General features: G+C 30.1%; 16 protein-coding genes. 9 read left to right on the top strand and 7 right to left on the bottom strand.

Annotation, left to right across the window (positions count from 1 at the left end; all coding sequences use genetic code 4):
- Positions 1-3: 3 nt before the first annotated feature.
- The 4 genes from pgsA to NPA09_RS03275 are packed head-to-tail and all read right to left on the bottom strand — an operon-like array spanning position 4 to position 2,943.
- The gene (gene pgsA / locus NPA09_RS03290; protein WP_129722871.1) at positions 4-648 is read right to left on the bottom strand and encodes a CDP-diacylglycerol--glycerol-3-phosphate 3-phosphatidyltransferase; all 645 of its coding nucleotides are present in this window, start codon (positions 646-648) and stop codon (positions 4-6) included.
- Positions 635-1,210 carry an MHJ_0274 family protein gene (locus tag NPA09_RS03285; protein WP_129722873.1) on the bottom strand — a complete coding sequence of 192 codons (576 nt, stop codon included), beginning with the start codon at positions 1,208-1,210 and terminating at the stop codon, positions 635-637. The genes pgsA and NPA09_RS03285 overlap by 14 nt, the downstream gene beginning before the upstream one ends.
- 15 nt (positions 1,211-1,225) lie before the next feature.
- Positions 1,226-2,044: a YcsE-related riboflavin metabolism phosphatase gene (locus NPA09_RS03280; protein ID WP_129722876.1), complete on the bottom strand. Its 819-nt coding sequence runs from the start codon at positions 2,042-2,044 to the stop codon at positions 1,226-1,228.
- A gap of 5 nt (positions 2,045-2,049) precedes the next feature.
- Positions 2,050-2,943 (bottom strand): MSC_0882 family membrane protein, encoded by an 894-nt coding sequence (locus NPA09_RS03275; protein ID WP_129722879.1) that lies wholly within the window; start codon positions 2,941-2,943, stop codon positions 2,050-2,052.
- Between the two features lie 60 nt (positions 2,944-3,003).
- Here NPA09_RS03275 and pth point away from each other — a divergent pair, with 60 nt between their 5' ends.
- The 9 genes from pth to NPA09_RS03230 all read left to right on the top strand — a co-directional run bounded on the left by pth (position 3,004) and on the right by NPA09_RS03230 (position 20,026).
- Positions 3,004-3,570: an aminoacyl-tRNA hydrolase gene (pth, locus tag NPA09_RS03270; RefSeq protein ID WP_165036272.1), complete on the top strand. Its 567-nt coding sequence runs from the start codon at positions 3,004-3,006 to the stop codon at positions 3,568-3,570.
- Complete coding sequence (gene tilS, locus NPA09_RS03265; protein WP_129722886.1) at positions 3,563-4,423, top strand: tRNA lysidine(34) synthetase TilS; 861 nt, start codon at positions 3,563-3,565, stop codon at positions 4,421-4,423. The genes pth and tilS overlap by 8 nt, the downstream gene beginning before the upstream one ends.
- A 45-nt stretch (positions 4,424-4,468) precedes the next feature.
- Positions 4,469-6,676: an ATP-dependent zinc metalloprotease FtsH gene (ftsH, locus tag NPA09_RS03260; RefSeq protein WP_129722889.1), complete on the top strand. Its 2,208-nt coding sequence runs from the start codon at positions 4,469-4,471 to the stop codon at positions 6,674-6,676.
- Positions 6,677-6,804: 128 nt separating this feature from the next.
- On the top strand, positions 6,805-15,195 hold the full coding sequence (locus NPA09_RS03255) for an ABC transporter permease (RefSeq protein ID WP_129722892.1): 8,391 nt from the start codon (positions 6,805-6,807) through the stop codon (positions 15,193-15,195).
- Entirely contained in the window at positions 15,195-16,088 is an 894-nt protein-coding gene (locus tag NPA09_RS03250) for an ABC transporter ATP-binding protein (RefSeq protein ID WP_129722895.1), read from the top strand. Before NPA09_RS03255 ends, NPA09_RS03250 begins: the two co-directional genes overlap by 1 nt.
- A 359-nt stretch (positions 16,089-16,447) precedes the next feature.
- Entirely contained in the window at positions 16,448-17,167 is a 720-nt protein-coding gene (locus tag NPA09_RS03245; RefSeq protein ID WP_129722898.1) for a hypothetical protein, read from the top strand.
- Positions 17,167-18,870 (top strand): AAA family ATPase, encoded by a 1,704-nt coding sequence (locus tag NPA09_RS03240; protein ID WP_129722901.1) that lies wholly within the window; start codon positions 17,167-17,169, stop codon positions 18,868-18,870. The genes NPA09_RS03245 and NPA09_RS03240 overlap by 1 nt, the downstream gene beginning before the upstream one ends.
- Position 18,871: 1 nt before the next feature.
- Positions 18,872-19,162 (top strand): hypothetical protein, encoded by a 291-nt coding sequence (locus NPA09_RS03235; protein ID WP_129722903.1) that lies wholly within the window; start codon positions 18,872-18,874, stop codon positions 19,160-19,162.
- Positions 19,163-19,291: 129 nt separating this feature from the next.
- Complete coding sequence (locus tag NPA09_RS03230) at positions 19,292-20,026, top strand: phosphotransferase (protein WP_129722905.1); 735 nt, start codon at positions 19,292-19,294, stop codon at positions 20,024-20,026.
- Here the strand turns inward: NPA09_RS03230 and rbfA are convergent.
- From rbfA to ftsY, 3 genes are read right to left on the bottom strand one after another with little or no spacing between them, the layout of a single operon-like run.
- Positions 20,023-20,358 carry a 30S ribosome-binding factor RbfA gene (gene rbfA / locus NPA09_RS03225; protein WP_129722907.1) on the bottom strand — a complete coding sequence of 112 codons (336 nt, stop codon included), beginning with the start codon at positions 20,356-20,358 and terminating at the stop codon, positions 20,023-20,025. The two genes, NPA09_RS03230 and rbfA, sit on opposite strands and share 4 nt — an antisense overlap.
- 1 nt (position 20,359) lies before the next feature.
- Entirely contained in the window at positions 20,360-20,581 is a 222-nt protein-coding gene (locus tag NPA09_RS03220) for a sigma factor-like helix-turn-helix DNA-binding protein (protein WP_129722909.1), read from the bottom strand.
- Entirely contained in the window at positions 20,581-21,690 is a 1,110-nt protein-coding gene (gene ftsY / locus NPA09_RS03215) for a signal recognition particle-docking protein FtsY (protein ID WP_129722912.1), read from the bottom strand. Before ftsY ends, NPA09_RS03220 begins: the two co-directional genes overlap by 1 nt.
- Positions 21,691-21,893 lie beyond the last annotated feature (203 nt).

The following is a 21,893-nucleotide window of genomic DNA, read 5'->3' as shown; positions in this document are numbered from 1 at the left end:
TTTTTATCTTTGACTTAAATATGGTCAAATCGATTTTAAATATAAAACTCCTGAATAAATACTAAAGAAAACAGAAAGAATAATAAAGATATTTAGTGAGTGATTTACAATTACATCAAGTCAGTATTGAAAGGTTTGATTTTCGTGTTTGATTAAATGAGCATCAACGCTAAAACCTGTGTAAAATCCCATCACAACAATAATTCCGAATGATAAAAATAATGTTTTAAGTTTTCCTCAAATTGATGCAGAAAGCTCAATATTATATTTTGCCATCACAACTCTTGCGCCATCAACAATTAAATCGCGAAGAATGTGAATTAATAAAATTCAAACAGGCACCATTCTAAAACCAACTAAAAATAATAATGCAGTTGTTGTAATAATTTTGTCAGCAAGAGGGTCTCACAACTTACCAAATTCAGTGATCGTTTTATTTTTTCTTGCATAGTGTCCATCAAGATAATCTGTAAACATTGCAACCATAAAAATAAGAAGCGAAACACCTAGGAATATACGACCATAAATTTCATAACCCATATTGTTAATTGAAATACTTACTTTGTACATAGTAAGACAAACAATAAAAGGAATTACTAAAATTAAGCGACTAATTGTTAATTTATTGGGTAGGTTATAATTTTTCATTTTTTTCCTTTTGATAAAGCTTTTCAATTCTATTTTTTGCTCATAAACGACGGTTTTCAAAATCTTCAAGAGAATTCTTTAAATTTTCTTCAAGCCCCGCAAAAAAATCAAGTGTATCAGTTAGTTTTTTGCGTCAAAGATTGCTTTTTGTATCTTTTAAAAGTAAAGTTTGGTTATAAAGATCGTCATATTCGCCACTGTTTTTGAAAATCGTTTGATATGTATCGCTTTCAATAAGTTCGCTAAGGAATTTACGAGCCGCGCCTGTAATTTCACCCATTTTGTAAGTGCCTATTGAAACTTCAAAGTTTTCTAATTTGTTGTCATTCTCACGAATTAAAGCATTAATATCAAGAATTGCTTGTTCAAAACCTTTTTGTGCCAGCCCCTCAATAAGAGCTTTTTGCTTTTTAATTTTACGTTTTCCCAAAACACTTTTTATTACCGAATAAAGAATAAAAAGCACAAGCAAAGTACCAGCGATTGAGAGTAAGACAACTGTACCTGTAGTACCTCCAACACCACCGGCAGCTAGATGTTTAGTTGCGTTTTGTGTAACCATATTTTCCTTTCTTATTTATATCATTTTGTTTTCTCGAAGAAATTCAAGTGGCCCAAAATCTTCGGGTGCAGCAACAATAAATTTTGCGACTTTGTTGTTTAAATTATCTTGATAATTTTTTCCTAAGACACTAACACCTATTCCGGCATCGCGAATCATCTTATAATCGTTAGTTCCATCACCAAAAGCCATTACGTTTTCCATTGTATAATCCAATTTTTTTGCCAGCACACTAAGTGCTGTTGATTTATCAACATTTTCTTTAGCAAGGAATGTTCCTCGTGATCAAGTTGCTGTAATTGCAAGTGGTAGTCCACTTTCATCAAGGGCAGCTTTAATTTTTTCATATGTTCCCTCTTCACTATGTGAAAGAGCGATTTTTGAGATTTGATTTTTATCTATATTATTGTAGTCTAAAAGTTTAATTTTATCCATATATTTAGAAAGGAATCAGTTGTTTTCGTAATCACCATGAGTAATATGAATGTTTTGTGAATCGGTGACATAAATTGATTTAACTAGCGGTTTTGTTAGTTCAATAATCTCTTTTACATCGTTAATATGAATGAAATCATTATAAATTTCTTTTTTCTTATTTAGATCATAGATAAAAGCACCATTAGCACCAATGAAATAATCAGCACTCAAATCATCTAAGACATTAGAGATTGTTACGTATTCACGTCCGGTTGCAATTGCAACGATATAATTTTTTTTACGCAAATCAACCAACATTTTTTTTATTTTTTTGTGAATCTCGTGCTGCCCGTACGGCAAAATCGTGCCATCGACATCGAAGGCAACGATTTTAATTTTTTCAAACATTTTATTCATTTGTTCTAAGCTCTCTTTCTTCTTTTTCTAAATAATACATAAAGTGGAATTACCACAAGACTAAGGAATAAAGCAAGAACAACAAGCGAAATAATTAAACAAGCTTTATTAAGTTGACGAAGGTTTGCTTTTTCATGGTATTGCGCAATGTTTGATGGCGAATAGTTTTCAACAGTTTTAATCTTTTTGTAGTTGTAAATGTATCTTGTAATCGATAAAATATCAAAAACACCAAGTGAAACCGCAACCATAATAACAAAGAAAGTAACATTACCGAATCCTGATTCGAGAATTGCAGGTCAGTTTATATCCATCATAAACTTGCCATCCTTACTATCGATTGTCCATGAACCTTTATTGAGTCAAAGGATAATGGCAATAAAAATTAGGGTATAAAAATTAATTCACGATGTTAGTCAAATATTAACTAAATTTGATCTGGCAGCGCTGATGTATGAATTACCAACAAAGCTAGGTGTAACACTTGTATCAACATTTTCAAGTCGATAATCATTGATTTGAGTCTTGATTGATGAAACATTGATACCGTGTTTGATAAGGAAAAAACCACAACCTAGTAACATGAGCGATAAGGTAATATATCAGCCTACCGATGTGCTTTTAATTCGTGGTGCTAAATTTCCTGTTGCTTGAAGTGACAACAAAATAATTGTGATGGCAATGACTATTGTATGGAACCCCATTTTAATGTAGCTAATAGTGAGTTCTGACTTGTGTAATTTGTAAAGTCGAACAGGCATTTTATTTTCTTGGGCGCGTTTTTCGTCCTTTTCAGAAATTTCAGGAACAAACTCTTCTTTACGGGTTCTGTTGTCGTTGTTAACAATAATTATGGCGTCGGTATCTTCTTTAAAATTCTTTGGTTTGTATTCATTCATATTGACTTAATTATATTGTAATTTAGCGAATATAACAAATAATGTGACTATAATATGGATATGAAATTAATTGTTGGACTAGGAAATGAAACCGAAAAATATGCAAATACAAGACACAATTATGGCTTTATTGTGCTTGATGCTTTTGCACAAAAATACGGCTTAGAATTTAATAAAGAAAAGTTTAATGGCGTCTTTACAAAACTCAATGATTTTATCATTGCAAAACCTAAAACCTTTATGAATTTGTCTGGCGAATTTGTTAGAGATATCTGCCATTTTTACAATATTCGCTCTGATGATGTGCTTGTAATACATGATGATGTGTCACTACCGATTGGTTCAGCGACATTAAAAGTAAAAGGTGGTGGCGGCAACCACAATGGTGTCAAGAATGTTTTAAAAATGTTGAAAGTAGAAGAGCTTAATCGTTTGAAATTGGGGGTCGGTAAAGATCCGAATTATGAAATGAAAGATTGAGTTTTATCAAAATTCACTCCCGAGGAACGTCAAATTATTAATTCAAAACTTGACTTATATGTTGATGCAATTTCGTGTTTTATTTACAATGATATTTATGTAGCGATGAATAACTATAACGCAAAATTAAAAGGTAATAATGAGTAAAATTTTAATCGCAGTTTCGGGCGGACCCGACTCGATGTATCTCTTAAATTTATATAAAAATGAAAATATTATTGCTTGTCACATTAATTACAATAAACGCGAGAGCGCTCTGCGCGACGAAGGAATTGTAGTTAATTTTTGTAATCAAAATAATATCAAGCTATACAAAAAAGTTTTGCCAAAAGATTTTAACTTTATGAATAATTTTCAGGACTGTGCTCGTCGTATTCGTTATGATTTTTTCAAAGAAGTTTATGCTTTAGAAAAATGTGATGTTTTATTAATAGCCCATCATCTTGATGATTTTGTAGAAACGTGTCTTATGCAAGAAGACAAAGGAGTCAATCCCTTGTATTTTGGCATCAAAGAAGAAACAAAATTACAAGGGATGAATATAAAAAGACCCTTACTTTTCAAAATAAGAAAAAAACAAATTATTGATTTTTTAGACCTTAATAAAATTCCATACGGTATTGATGAAACCAATTTTTTAGATATTTATGAACGTAATAAAATTCGCAATAAATTAAAAAACATAAATGACAATGAATTCAACAAAATTCTTGAAAAATTCTTGAAAATAAACAAAAAATGTTCTGAAAAAAACAAAGAAATTAACACCGAATTAGAGGAATGGAAAAAAGAAAAATGAAGCAGCGATGCTTTTAAAAAACTTGTTTATAAAAAAGAAGTTTTATTCGCTTTTATTCACGCGAATTTTAATGAAGTTAATATTACTAGTAAAAAGTTGGATGAGATTATTAAATTCATCGAATCGACTGTTCCGACGTCATCTTACAAGCTAAAAGATGACATATTTCTTAAAAAGAAAAAACATTTTATAATAATATAACAATTTTATAATAATATTATTGTTGTATATTTCCTAGGAGGCACCATGAAGAAAAGCAGACCAATTAGATGATGACGTGTCATTATTATCACCATTTTATTATTAGTTGGTGGGTTTATTTTGTACTCGTTATTTAAACCAAAACCACAAATAATTTCACCAAATGAATTTCGTTCACAGATTGTGAAAGCCGCAGCAAAAAAAGATGATAAAGAATATTTTATTGAGCTTAAATCAAACATTGAATCAGCAAGTGTTGAAGGTAGATACCACACAGAAATTGATGGTAAAGCCAGAGAAATTTGATTTAAAACTCAATTGCGAGGCTTAGAAGAAGGAAACGCATTCTTGTCATCAACAACATCAAAACCAGTTGGTGACGAGCTCATTAAAGAATTAATAAAAGCGGGAGCAGAAGATGCATCAGGTAATGCAAAAATAGGGGATGTTATTTTTACTAAAGATACCTTGTGAAACACAGTTATTAAAACAGCAATGTGAAACACAAATGACGATCACAATAAAAAAATCGACCAAAGAATTATGGTTGATGAGATTAAAACAGGTATTAGTTTTTGAGATATATTCTTAAGATTGTTCCCAACATTATTATTAATTGGACTAATGGTTTGAATCTTTAGAATGCAAGCTAAATCAATGGGAGGAACCGGATTGGGTGGCACAAATAACCAAGCAATTCGTGTTAAAACCAACAAGAAATTCAAAGACATTGCCGGTAATGCCGAAGTTAAACAAGAAGTTGAAGAACTTGTTGACTACCTTAAAAACCCTGCTAAATATTCAGCAGCAGGCGCAAGAATTCCTAAAGGTATTTTACTTGGAGGTCCTCCAGGAACAGGGAAGACTCTTTTAGCCAAAGCAACAGCAGGTGAAGCAAGCGTACCATTTTACTTTATTTCGGCTTCGAACTTTGTTGAAATGTTCGTTGGGCTTGGCGCTAAACGTGTTCGTGATATGTTTAAAGAAGCACGTTCAGAAGCTCCTGCAATTATTTTTATCGATGAATTAGATGCGATTGGTCGTCGTCGTGGTAGCGGTGTCGGTGGCGGAAACGATGAACGTGAACAAACCCTTAACCAAATCCTTGTTGAAATGGACGGGATTACCGAAAACTCGGGAATTCTTATTATGGCCGCAACCAACCGTACCGATATTCTTGACCCCGCTCTTTTAAGACCAGGACGTTTCGATCGAACCATTACAGTTAATTTACCAGACGTTAAGGAACGTGAAGAAATTCTTAAACTTCATGCCACTGGTAAACGTTTAAGCCCTGATGTTAAATTTGAAAATTTAGCAAAAAGAACACCAGGTTACTCAGGTGCACAACTTGAAAACGTAATCAACGAAGCAGCAATTTTATCAGTTCGCGAAAATACAAAAGTTATTACTTCGGCACAAATTGATGAAGCAATTGACCGGGTAATGTCTGGTCCTGCTAAAAAAGGTCGTGTAATTTCACCTGAAGAATTACAAATGGTAGCATACCACGAAGCTGGGCACGCTGTCGTAGGACTTAAAGTCCCAGGTGGTAATAAAGTTCAAAAAATTACAATTATTCCTCGTGGTAATGCTGGCGGATATAACTTAATGCTTCCTGAAGTTGAGAAATATAATATGACCAAAAAAGAAATGCTTGCAATGATTGCATCATACATGGGCGGTCGTGCAGCAGAAGAAATTATTTATGGTAAAGATAATATTTCAACAGGCGCTGGTGACGATATAGCCAGAGCAACCAAGATTGCAAGAAAAATGGTTACTGAATACGGGATGTCAAATTTAGGTCCAATTAAGTATGAAGAAGATACTGAAAACCCATTTTTAGGTCGTGATTATGCTAAAAATTCATCTTTTAGCTCGAAAGTGGGACACGAAATTGATATAGCAGTACGTGAAATCATTACTGAAGCTGAAAAGATCGCGCAAAAAACAATTAATGAAAACCGTGAACTTCACAAATTAATTGCTGATGCCTTACTTGAAAATGAAACAATTGTTAAAGAAGAAATCGACTACATTGCAAAACATTTAAAACTTCCACCTAAAAAAGAAGAAAGAAAAGTTACTGTTAAAGAATACTCAATTGATGAAATTCTTTACGAAATCAATGAAGAACAAGCAAAAATTAATAAAGAAATTGAGGCGTTAGATAAGACCCAAACTCTAGGTGAAAAGCCCTCAAAACAAGAAGAAAAACCTAAAAAAACTTTAAAAACAAGCAAAAAATAGGCAACTTAAAAAAGAGACTTCATAAAAAGTCTCTTTTTTGTATTTTTATTATTTTTTTATAAAATAGTATTATTATATTTTCACTTTATATATTTATATTATAGATATATACAGATAGGAAGCAAGGAATGATTAAATTATTCAAGGAAGTATTTAAATCGCTTTCAAAAAATAAGGTTGTCATTATCGGCCTTACATTTTTAGTGTTTCTAACTTCTGCTATTTTTACACTTTTATTCAACTTGCGTAGTTCGTTTAATAGTCAGTTTGGTGATTATAAAAAAATATCCAAAGTTCACGATGTTACTGCTGACCTTAACCTTCCAAGTAGTGGTAGCGCCTATGGTGGTGGCTATTTTGTTAATGATTTTTTAAAAGAAGATCAATATGGTAAAGATAATGCGGGTAATTATGTAACATCAAAAGAGTGAAAAGATAAGTATGGAAAACGTGAATGAGATGATCCAATCGCTTTTATACCAAAAGACGATTGAAATAAAGCACCAAGTTATAAAGTAGATTTATATGCTGAAGCAAGCGAAAAAGATCAAGGGTATATTGCACTTAAACGCTTTGATGTTTCATTTCCTGCTGATTTATATATTCGTAAAATTGATTTTAATTCAATTTATACTAATTATTTAATTTCTAAAGAATCTGCTAGCAAACCAAAGCATTATCAATTTTCTTTGAAGGATTATGACTCAACCTTTCGTTTAAATAAGACAGTTTATGATAATTTAGTTGCTTCAAGAAAACAACCAACGATTTTTGTTTACCGTAAAAACGGTAATAACTATGAACCAAATTTAGAGAAAAAAGAAATTCTTTTTACTGATGTTTTTACTTTAGAGACAACTTATACAAACCCTACTACAGTAAGTAAATTAATTAATTTTCAAGATTCAGAAGACGGCACAAAAATATATTTTAAAAATATTAGTCCAGCCTACTTTAACTTTGTTACTAAAAAAATCACTTTTGATTATTTTGAAGCCAAAAGTTGACTTGATTTAGGAATTGGTTTTAAAATTTCGGAACAAAATGTTGCAAAGCTTTTTAAATTAAAATCAGATACAACCTATCCAAAGCTTTTTGTTCGCGATGATAGTGTTAGCGCAAACTTTTTTGACCATAAAATTACTGTCGATGGTAAAGGTAATAAAACATTAACTTGAAACATTGTAAAAGATACAATTACATTTACTGAACTTCAAGCATTTGCCCTTGAAGAAATTAAGGAACAATTTTTTAGTCGTTTTAAACTTTTAACTAACAAGGTCGAAATCGATGTTTTTGATATTCGTGATAATTTGTTTGTTCCCGAACACGATTATAAAATTGACAAAAATTTTGTTTTTAAAGAGTTGCAAATTAATAAATATTTTTTAAAACACTATGCATCTACTTATTCTGATCTTAAAGTAAGAAATACAAAAACAGATGTTAAATATAAAGACTTATGAACCGGATCGTTCGGTAGTTTTATGAGTAAAATTTCAGATTATCTTAATCCTGAAAACGAAGATTATATTCGAACATATGGCAGCTTTAAAGAGTATGAAAAATTAAGTTACTGAAGTAAAAAAGCAATTGTTTTTGCGTGAAGAGCGGACACAAATTTATTTAATTTACAAACAAACTTGTTTAATTTTGAAGAAATTAATAATCCAAATTTAATTATTAAAGGCGCTGAAAAGAATAGCTATAACACTGTTGTTATCGAAGACTTAGATCGTGAGCTTTACCGTTTCAATGATAACGAAACAGGTCTATTTTTAGACGCGGGAAAATTAAAAGAAGAAAGTATTTTAAAAATTGAAAAAGCTTATCACGAAGGATGAGATAAATTAAGTGACGAAGAAATTATTTCGCAAATTTACAACCCAAATATCAAAAATAAATATTTTGCCAGAATAGCCAAAGGTGCCGAGTTTTTCAACATTCAAGAATCAACCAAAGAAGTTATTCGGATGGTAGGGGCTGAAAATGTTGGTTATAGACAAACACTTACAGTAGATGGGTTTAATGAAGACACAAACGAAAAAAATGTCTTTCATTTTATTAATGCTGGTAATGAAAATTTTGAAATTGATGGTGTGAAATTAAATGTCGGAAAACTTTATAATGAGTATTATGAACCTACTATTTTAAATGAGATTAGCTCTTCAAAAAGTACTTTTTACAAAACAAATCAATTACCTACTTATGTTGCAGCTAAAGTTGTTAACCAAATTTTTAAAAACATTAACCCAGATCCTAAATACTTCGATACCGATATTCGCTTCGATCGAGTGGGAATTGTAAGTAATTTTACAAATGAAACAAAATATTACAACTCACAAAAAGTTGTTGTTTTAGCAAAATATTCTGTTGACCAATCTAATGTAAATCAAACAGTTTTTAACGAAGCAGGAACTGATTTTGAATATGCGATTACGATGTTGCAAAATAAATTTATTTTATTAAAAAGAAAAGTTGGTGACTTTACCTGAACTAGCGTCAATCCTGAAGCGTTTACTGATGAAAAAATAAGACAGACAAATAACCGTATGAGTGTTGTTGAGATGGAAAGATTGTTCATTAATAACAACTTTTTTACATTGCATTACAACACACCAATTGAAAAGCGCGGATGAGCTAAAGAAGATCCATTATTTAAAAACTTTATTTATATTCCGATGATTTTCCGTGCTCCACACAATGAACTACTTACCGAAGCATTTAAGACCGGTACTGTTGATTTTATGATGGCTAGTGTTGAAAAAGTGCTTCTAAATTTAGATTTAGTGAAAAACAACTTTATAGATGTTGAGTTTATTTCGAAATTTATACCAGTTGCCAAAGATGTGCTTCAAAAAGCAAACTTTGGACAAGTGTTTGCGAGCGGAATCTTAAATCTTAAAATTGTTACTCCGTTAATGCTTGATGTATTTTATGAAGTAACAAAATCAAACCCGGGTATTTTAAACAAGTTATTTACAAACTTTTTCCAACAAATTAAGATTCAGATTATTGAACGCCCCGATTTTGTTTCATACTTTACTGAACAATATAACAAATTAAAATTCTTGTTTAAACACGTTTTTAACGTTAACTTTATTGATGCAATTCCGGCAGACGTCTTGATTCAGATTTCAAACAATTCAAGCACGATGGTCGATGCGCTTTCAGAAATTGTTAATTCAATTGATTTTAAAAAATGGTTAGATATTTTACATGAATTTCTTCACGCAAAAGATGCTGATGGAAATAAATTGTACTATGGTTCATTTGACAAAGATAATTATGAACGCGGAATTTCAAGTATTGATTTAATTAAGCCGCTCCTTTATTCAATTGATACTAACCAGTTATCAAAATCGCTAATTAAGTTAGTTGAATCCATTGATTTTAACCGTTTATTAGGACCCGAAAATAGTATTCTAAGTTCATTTATTTCTAAAGATAATCAGATTTGAAAACTTTTACCAAAAATAAATCAAAACAAAGACAAAAACCATCCCGAAAATAATTTCAAAGAATTTAAACAAGGTCTTATTAAATTAATTGAAATTATTGATTTAAAATCATTTTTTGCAAAATTAAATCTTGATAGCTTTGAGGGTGAACGAGTAGAAATCTTTTATTCACCAAGCATTATCAACGGCATTGAAGACCCATCGATTATTCACAAAGTAAGAGTGGGTATGTTTAAACTTTCAGATATTATTTCTGCCTTTTTAGAATCGTTGTTCGAAGGTAAACAAAACAATGTTGTTATTAAAAAGACAATTATTGAAATGTTTAACTTGTCTTCAAAAACATCACAAGCAGCAGGTGCACCAGGTATAAATATTCCTGCCAACGACCCAGATAAAATTGGAATATTTGATCTTTTATCACTAACAAGTTTGTTTGATTCGGGTGAGAAAACCAGCGAGTTTGACACATACTATAATTTAAAAATTAAAGTTGAAAATGTTACTGAAAAATTAATTGATAAGAACACTTTAAGAAGTTCGGAAATTAAATTTATTAATTATTATTTAGGAATTGACACCTCATTAATTAATTATCTTTCAACGGATGAACTAAGAAACAAGTTATCTAAATTTGAAAGATTAAGTAATCTTTTAATTGGCGATGATTCATTAGTAAAATACGCTAATACGTTTTTAGAAATTGGTCAAACTAACGGAACAATTGGGTTAATTACGGATACATTCAATAAGCTTTTAAAAGTCCCTGATACTAAACAGGGACAAGCTATTACAATGTCGCCACTTTATTTTTACTTGACTAAATTGTTTACTTACATTGATAATGTGGATGATGCTAGATATGTAGCAACCAAGTTGCTAGAATTAATTTTCTTACCAGGTTCGAAACCAATTTTAGATGAGTTATCAAGTGAAAAACTTGAACCACAAGAACCAAATATAAGCAATTTTAATGCTCTTAAAACAGTTAGTGGTTTAATCAATTTCCGTAACATTGCCAACAAATGAAGTGATTTTACAAATCAACCTTATCTTAAAAATTTTATTGCTAACGATCCAATTTTAAGTAAATATTTATTTGCTAAAACAAAAGATGGCAACACTGTATACGAAACCTTAAAATACGACACTTTCTACTATTTTGCAATGCTTGCTTCAAGCAAAAAGTTTACTAAAAATACCGGATTCTTGGATTTAGAAAATGGTTCATATTTCTACAATCAAAAACAATTTATAGATTTGGTAACAAGACCAGAAAATTATCAAGTAAAAGACTTTTTAACTAAGTTTATTTTTAAAAATTCAAAAACGTCACAACTTTTACTTAATTTAAACTTGCCGCCAATTATGATTAATCCATATTTAACCCCAATTAATACCGGGATTCTTTTATGGTTTATTACTAATACCAACACTACAGGCGAAAGTCAAACAACTGGAAATTTACAGCATATTTTACTCAACAAACTTGTTGATTTTGAAGCATTAACAAATGACAAAGTTTGATTAAAAAACTTTACCAGCACAATTCTTTTAGATATGTTGCCAGAGCAAGAAAATTTCTATCATTTATTAAGTCAAGATCAAGATACAAACTTAATTATTGATAACGCTTACTTTGATTATTTAGACAAACTTAATAAAGAGAACGCCCTTACTACTTTTGGAATGAATTTAATTAACTTAATTAATGAATCAATCGGTTCAATTACTTATCAAAATCCACGTGATGATATTATTAACTTTAACGATGTTGGTGGTTATGTCGCAAAAGTAAACTATTTATACTTAATTCTTAATAATAAAGAAATTTACCAACCAACTAAAGACTTTAAATTACCTAACGACCCAGTTGAAATCCAAAAGTTAATCGCTCAACTTGATGACAAATACATTTTAAATGTTAATGGTAGCAAATTCATTATTATTGGCGAAGAAACCACAGTTGATTATTTATATCCAGTTATTGACGAAAACAATCTTCAAGTTAATACTAAGAACCAAGCGATTGTTTATGTTAATAATAAAGGGTTTGACCGGATCAAAAACGCTTATCAAGGTAACGTTATTAAAAAATATTTATTAATAAGTAATAAGACAGAAAAAACAGATGAACAGTTAAGAGATGATATTCAAGCAGCCATCAGTAGAATTACTGGTCCAAGCGATGTAATTAAACGGGCATATTTACAATCAGAAGTTGATCCAATTAACCCTGAACGGGCAATTCGACTAATTATGCCAGTATCAGTTATTAACATGGTAGACCAGTCAACAACATTAATTATTGTTACACTTGTAACATTAGTAGCGCTGTCGGTAATCTTTATTATTCGTCGTTATATTGCATCTAAGTCGAAAGTTTTAGGAATCTTGATTTCGCAGGGGTACAACAAATGAGAAATTGCAACTTCACTACTTGTGTTTTCGGCGGTGACTTCGATTATAGGTGGTGTTCTAGGTTATACCATAGGCTCGCAATTGCAGATTTTCTTAATGGATATTTTTAGCAACTACTGAACATTACCTAAACAAAAAATACCATTTAACTGGTTCTCAATGATCTTTACCGTCTTTATTCCTTTCCTTGGAACCTCGGCATTGATTTTTGTGGTTACGATCTTAATGCTTCAGACAAAATCGATTGAGTTAATGCGCGGAACCAATGATTTAGCATTTGTTAAAACACAAACCAAAATTTCAAAAGCAAGCAAATTTAACATTAAGCAAAAATTTTCAATTAGTTTAATTCTTAATTCGCTTGGAAAACTATTCGCCTTTATGTTTTCAATTTTACTTACAACAATTGTTAGTGCCTTTAGTATTGTTTCGATTGGTAAATTTGAGTCGATTACGAAAGAAACATATCGTAATCGTTATTACAATTATAAGATTGATATGGAAACACCAACAATTGAGGGTGGTATTTATCGAACCTATGGTTCGCACGAGTTGGAAAATTTAATTTATACTCCAACCGGAACATCAAATGAAATTGAAACAACGCTTTATAATTACTTCCGCCCCGGCTATTCAAAAGCAATTAATTTAGGCGGTAAAAACGGTAACATTGCTCAAGACTCTAAACAATTTGAGCCACATATCATTACGCAATTTAGTGTTAACATTGCGATTGAAGGTGGGGTCAGTGTCGATCCATGACAAATAACTTATAACTCTATGCCTGACACACAAAAAGCTAAGGTTAACGCAATTCGTGATTCGGTCGGTTATGCCTTACAAAATGTTGTTAATAAAGAATATGAAATTCATTACAATTTGCACGATATGGCCGTTAACAAGGTATGTAACGATTTAAATTTAAACGGGCCTGATGTTGACTTAGTTAATAATAAGGAACATAAAGCAATTTACGACGAAGAAATTAAACGTCAAATTATTGCTAAAATCCTTCAGTTTGAAGTTGATGCTAACTCGTACTCGCCAAGTAAACTCGATGAATACTATCATTCACTTATTGCCAACAATACAATTTTTAAATACGTTAATATGTTTGGTGTTTATGCTTTAGATAAAACAACAAAAGCGTATACTGATTTCTTCCTTTATACACAAACATGAGCAGAAGGGCAATTTAAATACAATAAATTAATTCCAGGTGGAACCTACAAGCAAGATGATATTTCTAATAATTCACATCGTGAAGTGTACCGTAGCTTCTTAATTGACGGTTATAAAAATATTTATCTTAACAAATTTAATAATCAGATTTTCACAATTGATAATCGTTTTAAAGATTACTATATTTCATTTGGTGGTGTATTTTTCGACGATAAGCACGACGAAAAATACACTTACATCAATTCAAAAATCAATGATTCAAATGTTAAAATTTATGGCTATAAAAAGGATTCGCGTCTTATTAAATTAAGCGGTTCGCTATTCGAAGATTTATATAATTACAAAGGCGAACACATACCACTTGTAATTAACGAGGTGGTAAGCCATGAATTTGATTTACAACCCGGAAGTATTATTGAATTACCAATTTTGAATAAAACGACACGTTATACAAACAAAATTAATAAAATAATTGGTAAACCAATTGATGAAGAAACAACGCAAAAATTTGAAGTTATTGGTATTAACCAAACATATATTAACAATGAATTAATTACAAGAAAAGATTGTGCAGATCAGTTGCTAGGGCTTGATGAAATGTTTACTAACAAAGTATCCAGCGGGTTAATTGAAGAACCATTTAATGGAATTATGACAGATGCCAAAGTGCCGGAACAAGTTATTGGTTCTTCTACCCTTTACTCGCCAAGCGGTTATTGAGCAGCCTTAAATAATTATGATATTGACACACTTTCGCAACAGGATAAAGAGTTAATCTTTGATAATTTATTTGGTACTGATGAAACTTGGGCCTCAAACAAACCTGGTGAAAGCAGCGTGTTTGAAGATATGGGATTAACCAAGGAAGATACAAAGAAATTCCTTGGCGAAAATGGCCAAGAAATTGAAATTGCCAACGCCAAAAAAAGCGCTTTAGAGCAATCAAATAATAAATACTCAAGCATTTTTAACAAATCACTTTATATTGCTCTAGCAACATCAATTGACTCGAAGGATATTGAAGCTGGATTTACTCTTAATATCGCTAATACTGTAGAAAGTTTACTAGTTTCGATTATTGTTGTTTCGTTTGTTATCTCAATTACTATTCTTATTATAATTTCAACGATTTTAATTAATGAAAATCAACGTAATATTGCGATTTTATCAATTTTGGGCTATTCACAACAAGAAAGAATTAAAACAATTTTCTTTATCTTTGTACCATTTATTGTTTTTGCTTTAATATTAAGTATACCGATCACGATTTTAACAATTAAACTATTTACAGGCGTTATCCTAAATTCAAGTTCCATCTTCTTGCCGTTACATTTAACAGTTTGACCTGTCTTTGTAACAACAATCATAATCTTTAGTGTTTTCTTGATTACAACATCAATTGCGTGATACGCAATTAACAAAATGAAGGCTATTGATTTATTGAAAGGAAAATAATGAAAAAAAATGAAAATGATCCATTATTAAGTCAAAAAATCACAAGAAAAAATGTGTTTTCAATTATCAATGAGCAAAATCAAAACATTTTAAATGTACCACTTAAGATTGTGCGAATGATAAGTAAGGCGAATAAAAAACCACGTGCAAAAGATGAAAATAAAGATTTAAAAAACACTGACGATAATATATTTGATATTCAAAATGTTACTAAATATTATTTAAGCGGTAACGTTTTGACAAACGTGCTTAAAAATATTTCTTTTACAATTAAAAGAGGTGAATACGTTGCCATTTTAGGTAAATCAGGAAGTGGTAAATCAACTTTACTTAATTTGATGTCAGGACTTGATCGAGCAAGTAATGGAAATGTAATTGTTAATAATTTGAATTTGCCATATTTAAGTGACAATAAACTCACTAAATTTAGACGAAACAACGTTAGTTTTATTTTCCAATCATACAATTTACTTCAAAATTTAACAAGTTACGATAATGTTATGTCGGGCGCTTATCTTCAAAAAGATAAAACCAAATTACTTAATATCGACGAACTTTTTAAAGAGTATGATGTTGAGGATGTAAAATACAAATTTCCAAGCACGATGTCTGGTGGACAACAACAACGGATTTCTATTTTAAGAGCACTTATTAAAAATGCACCAATCATTTTTGCCGACGAACCAACCGGAGCTCTCGACCCTGGTACTGCCAAAATTGTTCTTGAAAGTTTAGATGGGATTAATAAAAAATACGGAACCACCATTGTGATGGTTTCGCATGACAAGAAGGTTGAAGAGTTAGCTGATAAGGTTATTTATCTTAAAAACGGATACATTGAAAAGATACGTGTTAACAAGACCAGAAAAGATCCTAAAGAAATTTTGATTTAATTTAAAAATTTGATATAATGATATATAGCACTTACTCGGATAGTGTATATATAGTTTGATAATGGTAACTACGTTTCTACCACCAACCTAACTGGTGACTACACTAACCCCCCTTTTTTTCTATTTCATATAAGAATGCAACCATAAAATTGCATTCTTATTTTTTTTATTTATTTTTTCGGTTGCTTTTCATTGTATAATGAAATGGATAATTAGCTAATAATAATGTGTTGGTGTTTTGATTAATTAATTATCTTATTTATCAACATTACGCTTTATTTTCTATACATTTTAAAACAATCAAACTTTATTGATTATTTAATTATCACGGCAAAATGTATAGGAGGTTACGATTAGCTATGGCTTGAATAAAAATTGATTTACACACACATTCTGCTGATTCGAATATTACAGGAAGCAATGCGCAAAAATACACAGATTTAGAGATCTTTGATGTTTTAATCAAAAACCATGTTGCTGTTGCAAGTATTGCTGATCATGATTACTTTTATAAAGATAGTTTTATTAAAAGGAGAGAATTATTAGCTAATAAAAAATGAAATTTAGTACTTTTCCCAGGTGTTGAAGTTGATTTGAAAACACATAATCCAAAAGCGAAAACGCAAAATGAAAAAGGCCAAGCGGTTTTTATTTTTAATCCTGATTCTGACTTAGACAAACTTGAACAAGTGATTAAAAATAATTTTAGTAAATATCGAACACCAATGATTGTTCATACGTATAAAGAAGCACTTGAAATTCTGAAAGAATTTGATTTTATGGTTTTTCCCCATACTGGCAAAGGCCAAGATAACATGCACTGAGAGGATTTTGAGGACGCTCGTGTTGATGCGTATGATACAACAGATCTTAAAAGTTCAAATCTTAAATCAATAAGAAAAAAGGAAAAAGAACTAGCAAGAGAAGAAGTTCCGGTCGTTGTTTTTAGTGATACCCATACTTGAAGAAAATACCCAGAACACAGTAAACATAATACTTATGTTGAAGCCGATGCAACTTATGAAAGTGTTAAGATGGCAATTAAAAATAAAAAAATATATATTGAAGAAAGGAAGTAATGTTAAAAAAACTAATTTTTAAAGAAAAAAATGGTACAGATAAAAATGTTCTTGAGTTTGACGAAAAAGTCAATATTATTGTTGGGCCTAAAGGTTCTGGCAAAAGTACTTTATTAAAATTAATTGCTTTTGCTATAGCAGAAGAAAAATTTATCGAAACAAAACCGTTTTTGGCAGGTCAATTAAATTGTGAAGAAAATATTGAATACAATTTGGATTCGGAACAAAAATCGTTTTCAATTGCTAAAGGAACTAAGAGTGATCTTAGGGATGCTGAAGAAATTGTTCAAGAGAAAATAGAAGGTTACATTACACAAGACGATGATCGTAAAACTTCGCTTGATACAACAGAAAATGTTGAAAACAATAAGAAGAAAAAACGTGAAATTTTCGTTCGACAAATTAATGGTAATGCTGCCCAAGAAAAATGTTTATTTTCAATGTTTGAGAGTTTAAAAGATGAATTCTCAAATTATCAATTAAAAACTGAGCAAAAACCACACGCTCCAGTTATTTTCGAAGTAACTAAACCTTTTGATACAAATAAAAAGCAAAGTGAATACTGGTTTGATATTAATTTTAACAATAAGGTTGTAAACAATAATTTCGATCAACTAATTAATCAATATAAAGAGGATATGCAAAAAGAATTTGGTAAGGCATTCACTGATTATGAGAAGTTCGTAAATTTAGCTTATGAATCAAGATTGTGCAATGTTCATGAAAAAGACCAAAAGTTAAAAATCCGAAAAGAAATTTACGATTTATTTGAAAAACAAATGTTGAGTTTCGTTTTAGAAATCGAAAAAAGAATTAAGAAATGTCAAAATGGTATAAATTCTTTTGCTGCTTGTTTTCAAGAGTTATCAAGAAAATATAAAGATGAAATTCAAAAAGAACAAAAAGAATATCAAAGTTATGACAAATTAAAAACCTTTTTTGCCGATGCCTTAAAATTGATTTTTAATATTAATAAAAAATTAAAAGATGTTATTAATACCGAAATAACAATTAATTGGGATTATTCAATTAAAGGGGATGGTAGTGATAATTTTATTTATAAAATTACACCCTTTTCTTTAGATATGGAAGAAAAGCAAGAAATTTTTAAAAGACTTTTTGGTATGAGTAAAGACAATATGAACATTTACGGCCTAATTTGTAATAAAACAGCGAACAAAGAAATTACATCTACAATTTCGAAAAAAGATAAGGAAGATATTATTAATTTTCTTGTTTTTAGACACTTGAAAGTCTACGCTGGTGATGTTCCATACGAGAATTTATCTCAAGGACAAAAAACTTTATTTGGTGTAACCTACACAATAAAGAATGTATCTTCTCACAAAAAAGAGTCAAAATATTTATTACTTGATCAAATTGAGGACAACTTAGATAACAGAACAATATTTTCAGAAATTCTTCCACTTTTAAAAGAACAAAAGAATAAAGGCAAACAAATGTTCATTGTTACTCATAATTCAAATATCGGATTATTACTCGACGGAAAAACAATTTCAACAAATTTATTTGCCGAAAATTTACGTGATAAATTTAAAATTGACGAAGTAATTATTAAAGACAATAATAAAAAAGAAACAGCAGATTTTCATTATTTAGAAGGAGGCGCCGAAGCCTTTGAACTTCGAAAAGAAGTATATGATGAAAAAATGAAAAATATAAAATCTAGAAAGGAAAACTAAAATGATAAATATCGATTACAAAGAAGAAAAAAACGGTGTTAAATTAATAAAAATTTCAGATTCTAATAATAGCAAAAATTTTATTTCAATTGATTTAGAAAGACCAAAAGAAAATTGACAAACAGATAAAATTTTAGAATTTTTACTAAAACACTTATTAAATTCGGACAATATTGAGGTTCAAGAAACCCAAAATTTTCAAGAACTTAAAAAGACAAATATTTCAGCAAAATATCTAGGTGACTTGTTTCATGATTTTGCTGCAAAAATTACAACAGAAAAAACCCAATAATTTATATGCTAAAAAAAGCAGTTTATCAACAAAATTTCAGTATTTTTTATTGAAATTTTCTATATTTTGTTTTCTGAATATAAGAATAAATCTGCAAAACTTATTACTTAATTTATATATAATAAAAATATGCAAAAAATTACGCAAGGGCTCACCAATTATTCATATGTAGAAAATAACACTTTTGTTCAAGAGAAACATAAAAATCAATTTAATCATAATATTGATTATGCTATTTTAAGTGTTCTTAATTTTGTGCCAAAATTAATACTTAACACACCAGAAAAAACAAAATGAGAATTAATTGAAGGCGAAGAGCCAAAGTTAACAAAAGATAACATTGAAAAAATTTCTGACTGTTTAAAAACATTGCACAATTCTAATCTCGCTTTTCCTAAATTTAATATTAAAGATCGAATTCGCGAATATCTTAAAATTTTGGCTCAAAAAGGCATTAAGATTCCTAAAATTGATGCTTACTATAAACGGATTAATAAAATTTTAACTAATATGAAAAAAGACACTCCGTGTCATAATGACTTATGAACTCAAAATATGGTCTTAAAAAATGACAAACTTTATATTGTGGATTGAGAATACGCGACAATGGGTGATAAGCATTTTGATTTGGCATATTTTATCGAATCGAGCCACCTAACTGACGAGCAAGAAACGATTTTATTAGATCGTTATGATGATTATATTTATGAATATATATTGCAACAAAAAATTTTAGTTAATTATCTCGTTGTTCTTTGGGTTAATGCGCAACCAAAAAAATATTTTGACGATGCGCCATATATTAAAAATCTAGACAAGTATCATCAAGAAATTTTATTAAGAAGAAAGAAAAAAGAGGACTAAGCCTCTTTTTTTAAATCTTCCAAGATTTTATCAATTCTCATTCCATCATCAGTAAGATGATCTAATTCAAAAACAAGGTTAGGAATTTTTCGTCAGTCCAAGTATGCTGCAAGTTGTTTTTTAATATAGTTGGTTGCCCCGATTAATTTTGATAATCCACGATTTTTTTGTTTGTAAAAACTTACAAAGATTCGAGCGTGTGATGTGTCGTTTGATAAGCGAACATCAACAATTGTGGGTAAAACAATGTCCTTATCATCTAATTCTTCGATAATAATGCTAAGAATATTTTTAAGTTGACCTTCTTTTTTAGAAATAGAAATACTTCTCATTTTACTCCTTACCTAGTTTGTTTTCAATTTCAATTAGTTTTTGTTTAGCTTTTTTGATGGCATCATACGCATTGGCGCGAGTTGTTCCTAATACCTTGCCAATTTCACCATAAGTTAGATCATCGATTAAATACATTTCGAAAATTTCTTGTTGTTTGTCAGTTAAAAAGTTTTTATATTTATCTCAAAGCTCTAGTAATTTTGTTCGATCATCAATATTCATTATTGCTCCATTAAGCTGTTTGTCATTCCGTAAATAAAGTTATCAAGGTCAAATTCTTTGAGATCATCTAAACCTTCGCCTAAGCCTAAAAGTTTAACATCTAAGTCAAACTCATCTTTAATAGAAACAACAATTCCACCTTTGCTTGTTCCATCCATTTTGGTTAAAATTAAACCTGATAAATTCGTAATACTATTGAATTCACGGACCTGAGAAATGGCGTTTTGACCAGTGGTTGCATCAAGTACAAGTAAGCATTCATGAGGCATAGTTGCATCTGTATTGCGAAGAATTTTATACATTTTTTCTAGCTCATTCATTAAGTTAACTTTGTTTTGTAAACGCCCGGCAGTATCTATGATTAATAAATCATAATTTTCTGCTTTTGCTTTTTCAAGTCCCTTGTAAACAACGCTTGCAGGATCGCCGTTAACTTTTTCTGATTTAACAATTTCACAACCAATACGTTGCGTTCATTTTTCAAGTTGATCAACTGCTCCAGCACGGAATGTATCAGCTGCGGCAACAAGAACCTTTTTGCCTTGTTTTTGGTAATTATGTGCTAGTTTGGCAATTGAAGTTGTCTTGCCACTACCATTGACACCAATCACGATAAACACATTTAAGCGATTATCTTCAAAATTGAGTGTGGTATCAACCACAGTTTTGTTAGCGTAAACCATGAACATTTTATCAACAACAATTTCGTTAATTAATTTGATATCTGTGATGTTGTTGATCTTAACTTCTTTCTTAATTTCATTAACAATAATCATTACAAGTTTTGCTGAAATATCAGACATAATCAAAATCTCTTCCAAGTCATCAAAAAAATCTTCATCAATCTGATGATGTGAGGTTTGTAATTCCATAATTTTACGAGAGAAAGAATTATTGATTTTTGCTAGCCCAGCAACATATTTATTAGCGTCATGTTTTTTGTAATATTCATCTTCTAGCTTTTGAATACCTTTAGCCTGTGTTACTTCTTCCTTTTGGGCTACGCGCTCTTGACGTGCTTTTTCTTCTTTTGCTAATATTTCTTCTTTAGTCTCGTCATTAACTTTTAAACGAAAAATTCGTTCTTTTAATCTTTTAAAAAATCCCATGTATTTATTATATTAAATTAATACTTTTTACTGACATAATTATTATTTTATAGTAAACAAATTTTTAGTATAATTCAAGGTTTTTTCAACATTTTTCGTTGAAAAACAATAATTTATGTTGCCAAAAATATGCCGCCAAATGTCTTTAATTTTTAGAATAAATAAAAATAAATTTACTTTATAATTTTTACATTAAGGAGAAT

The organism is Mycoplasmopsis equigenitalium (genome assembly GCF_024498255.1).
Taxonomy (GTDB): Bacteria; Bacillota_I; Bacilli_A; order Mycoplasmatales; family Metamycoplasmataceae; genus Mycoplasma_H; species Mycoplasma_H equigenitalium.
This window is presented reverse-complemented; position numbering and strand designations above follow the sequence as displayed.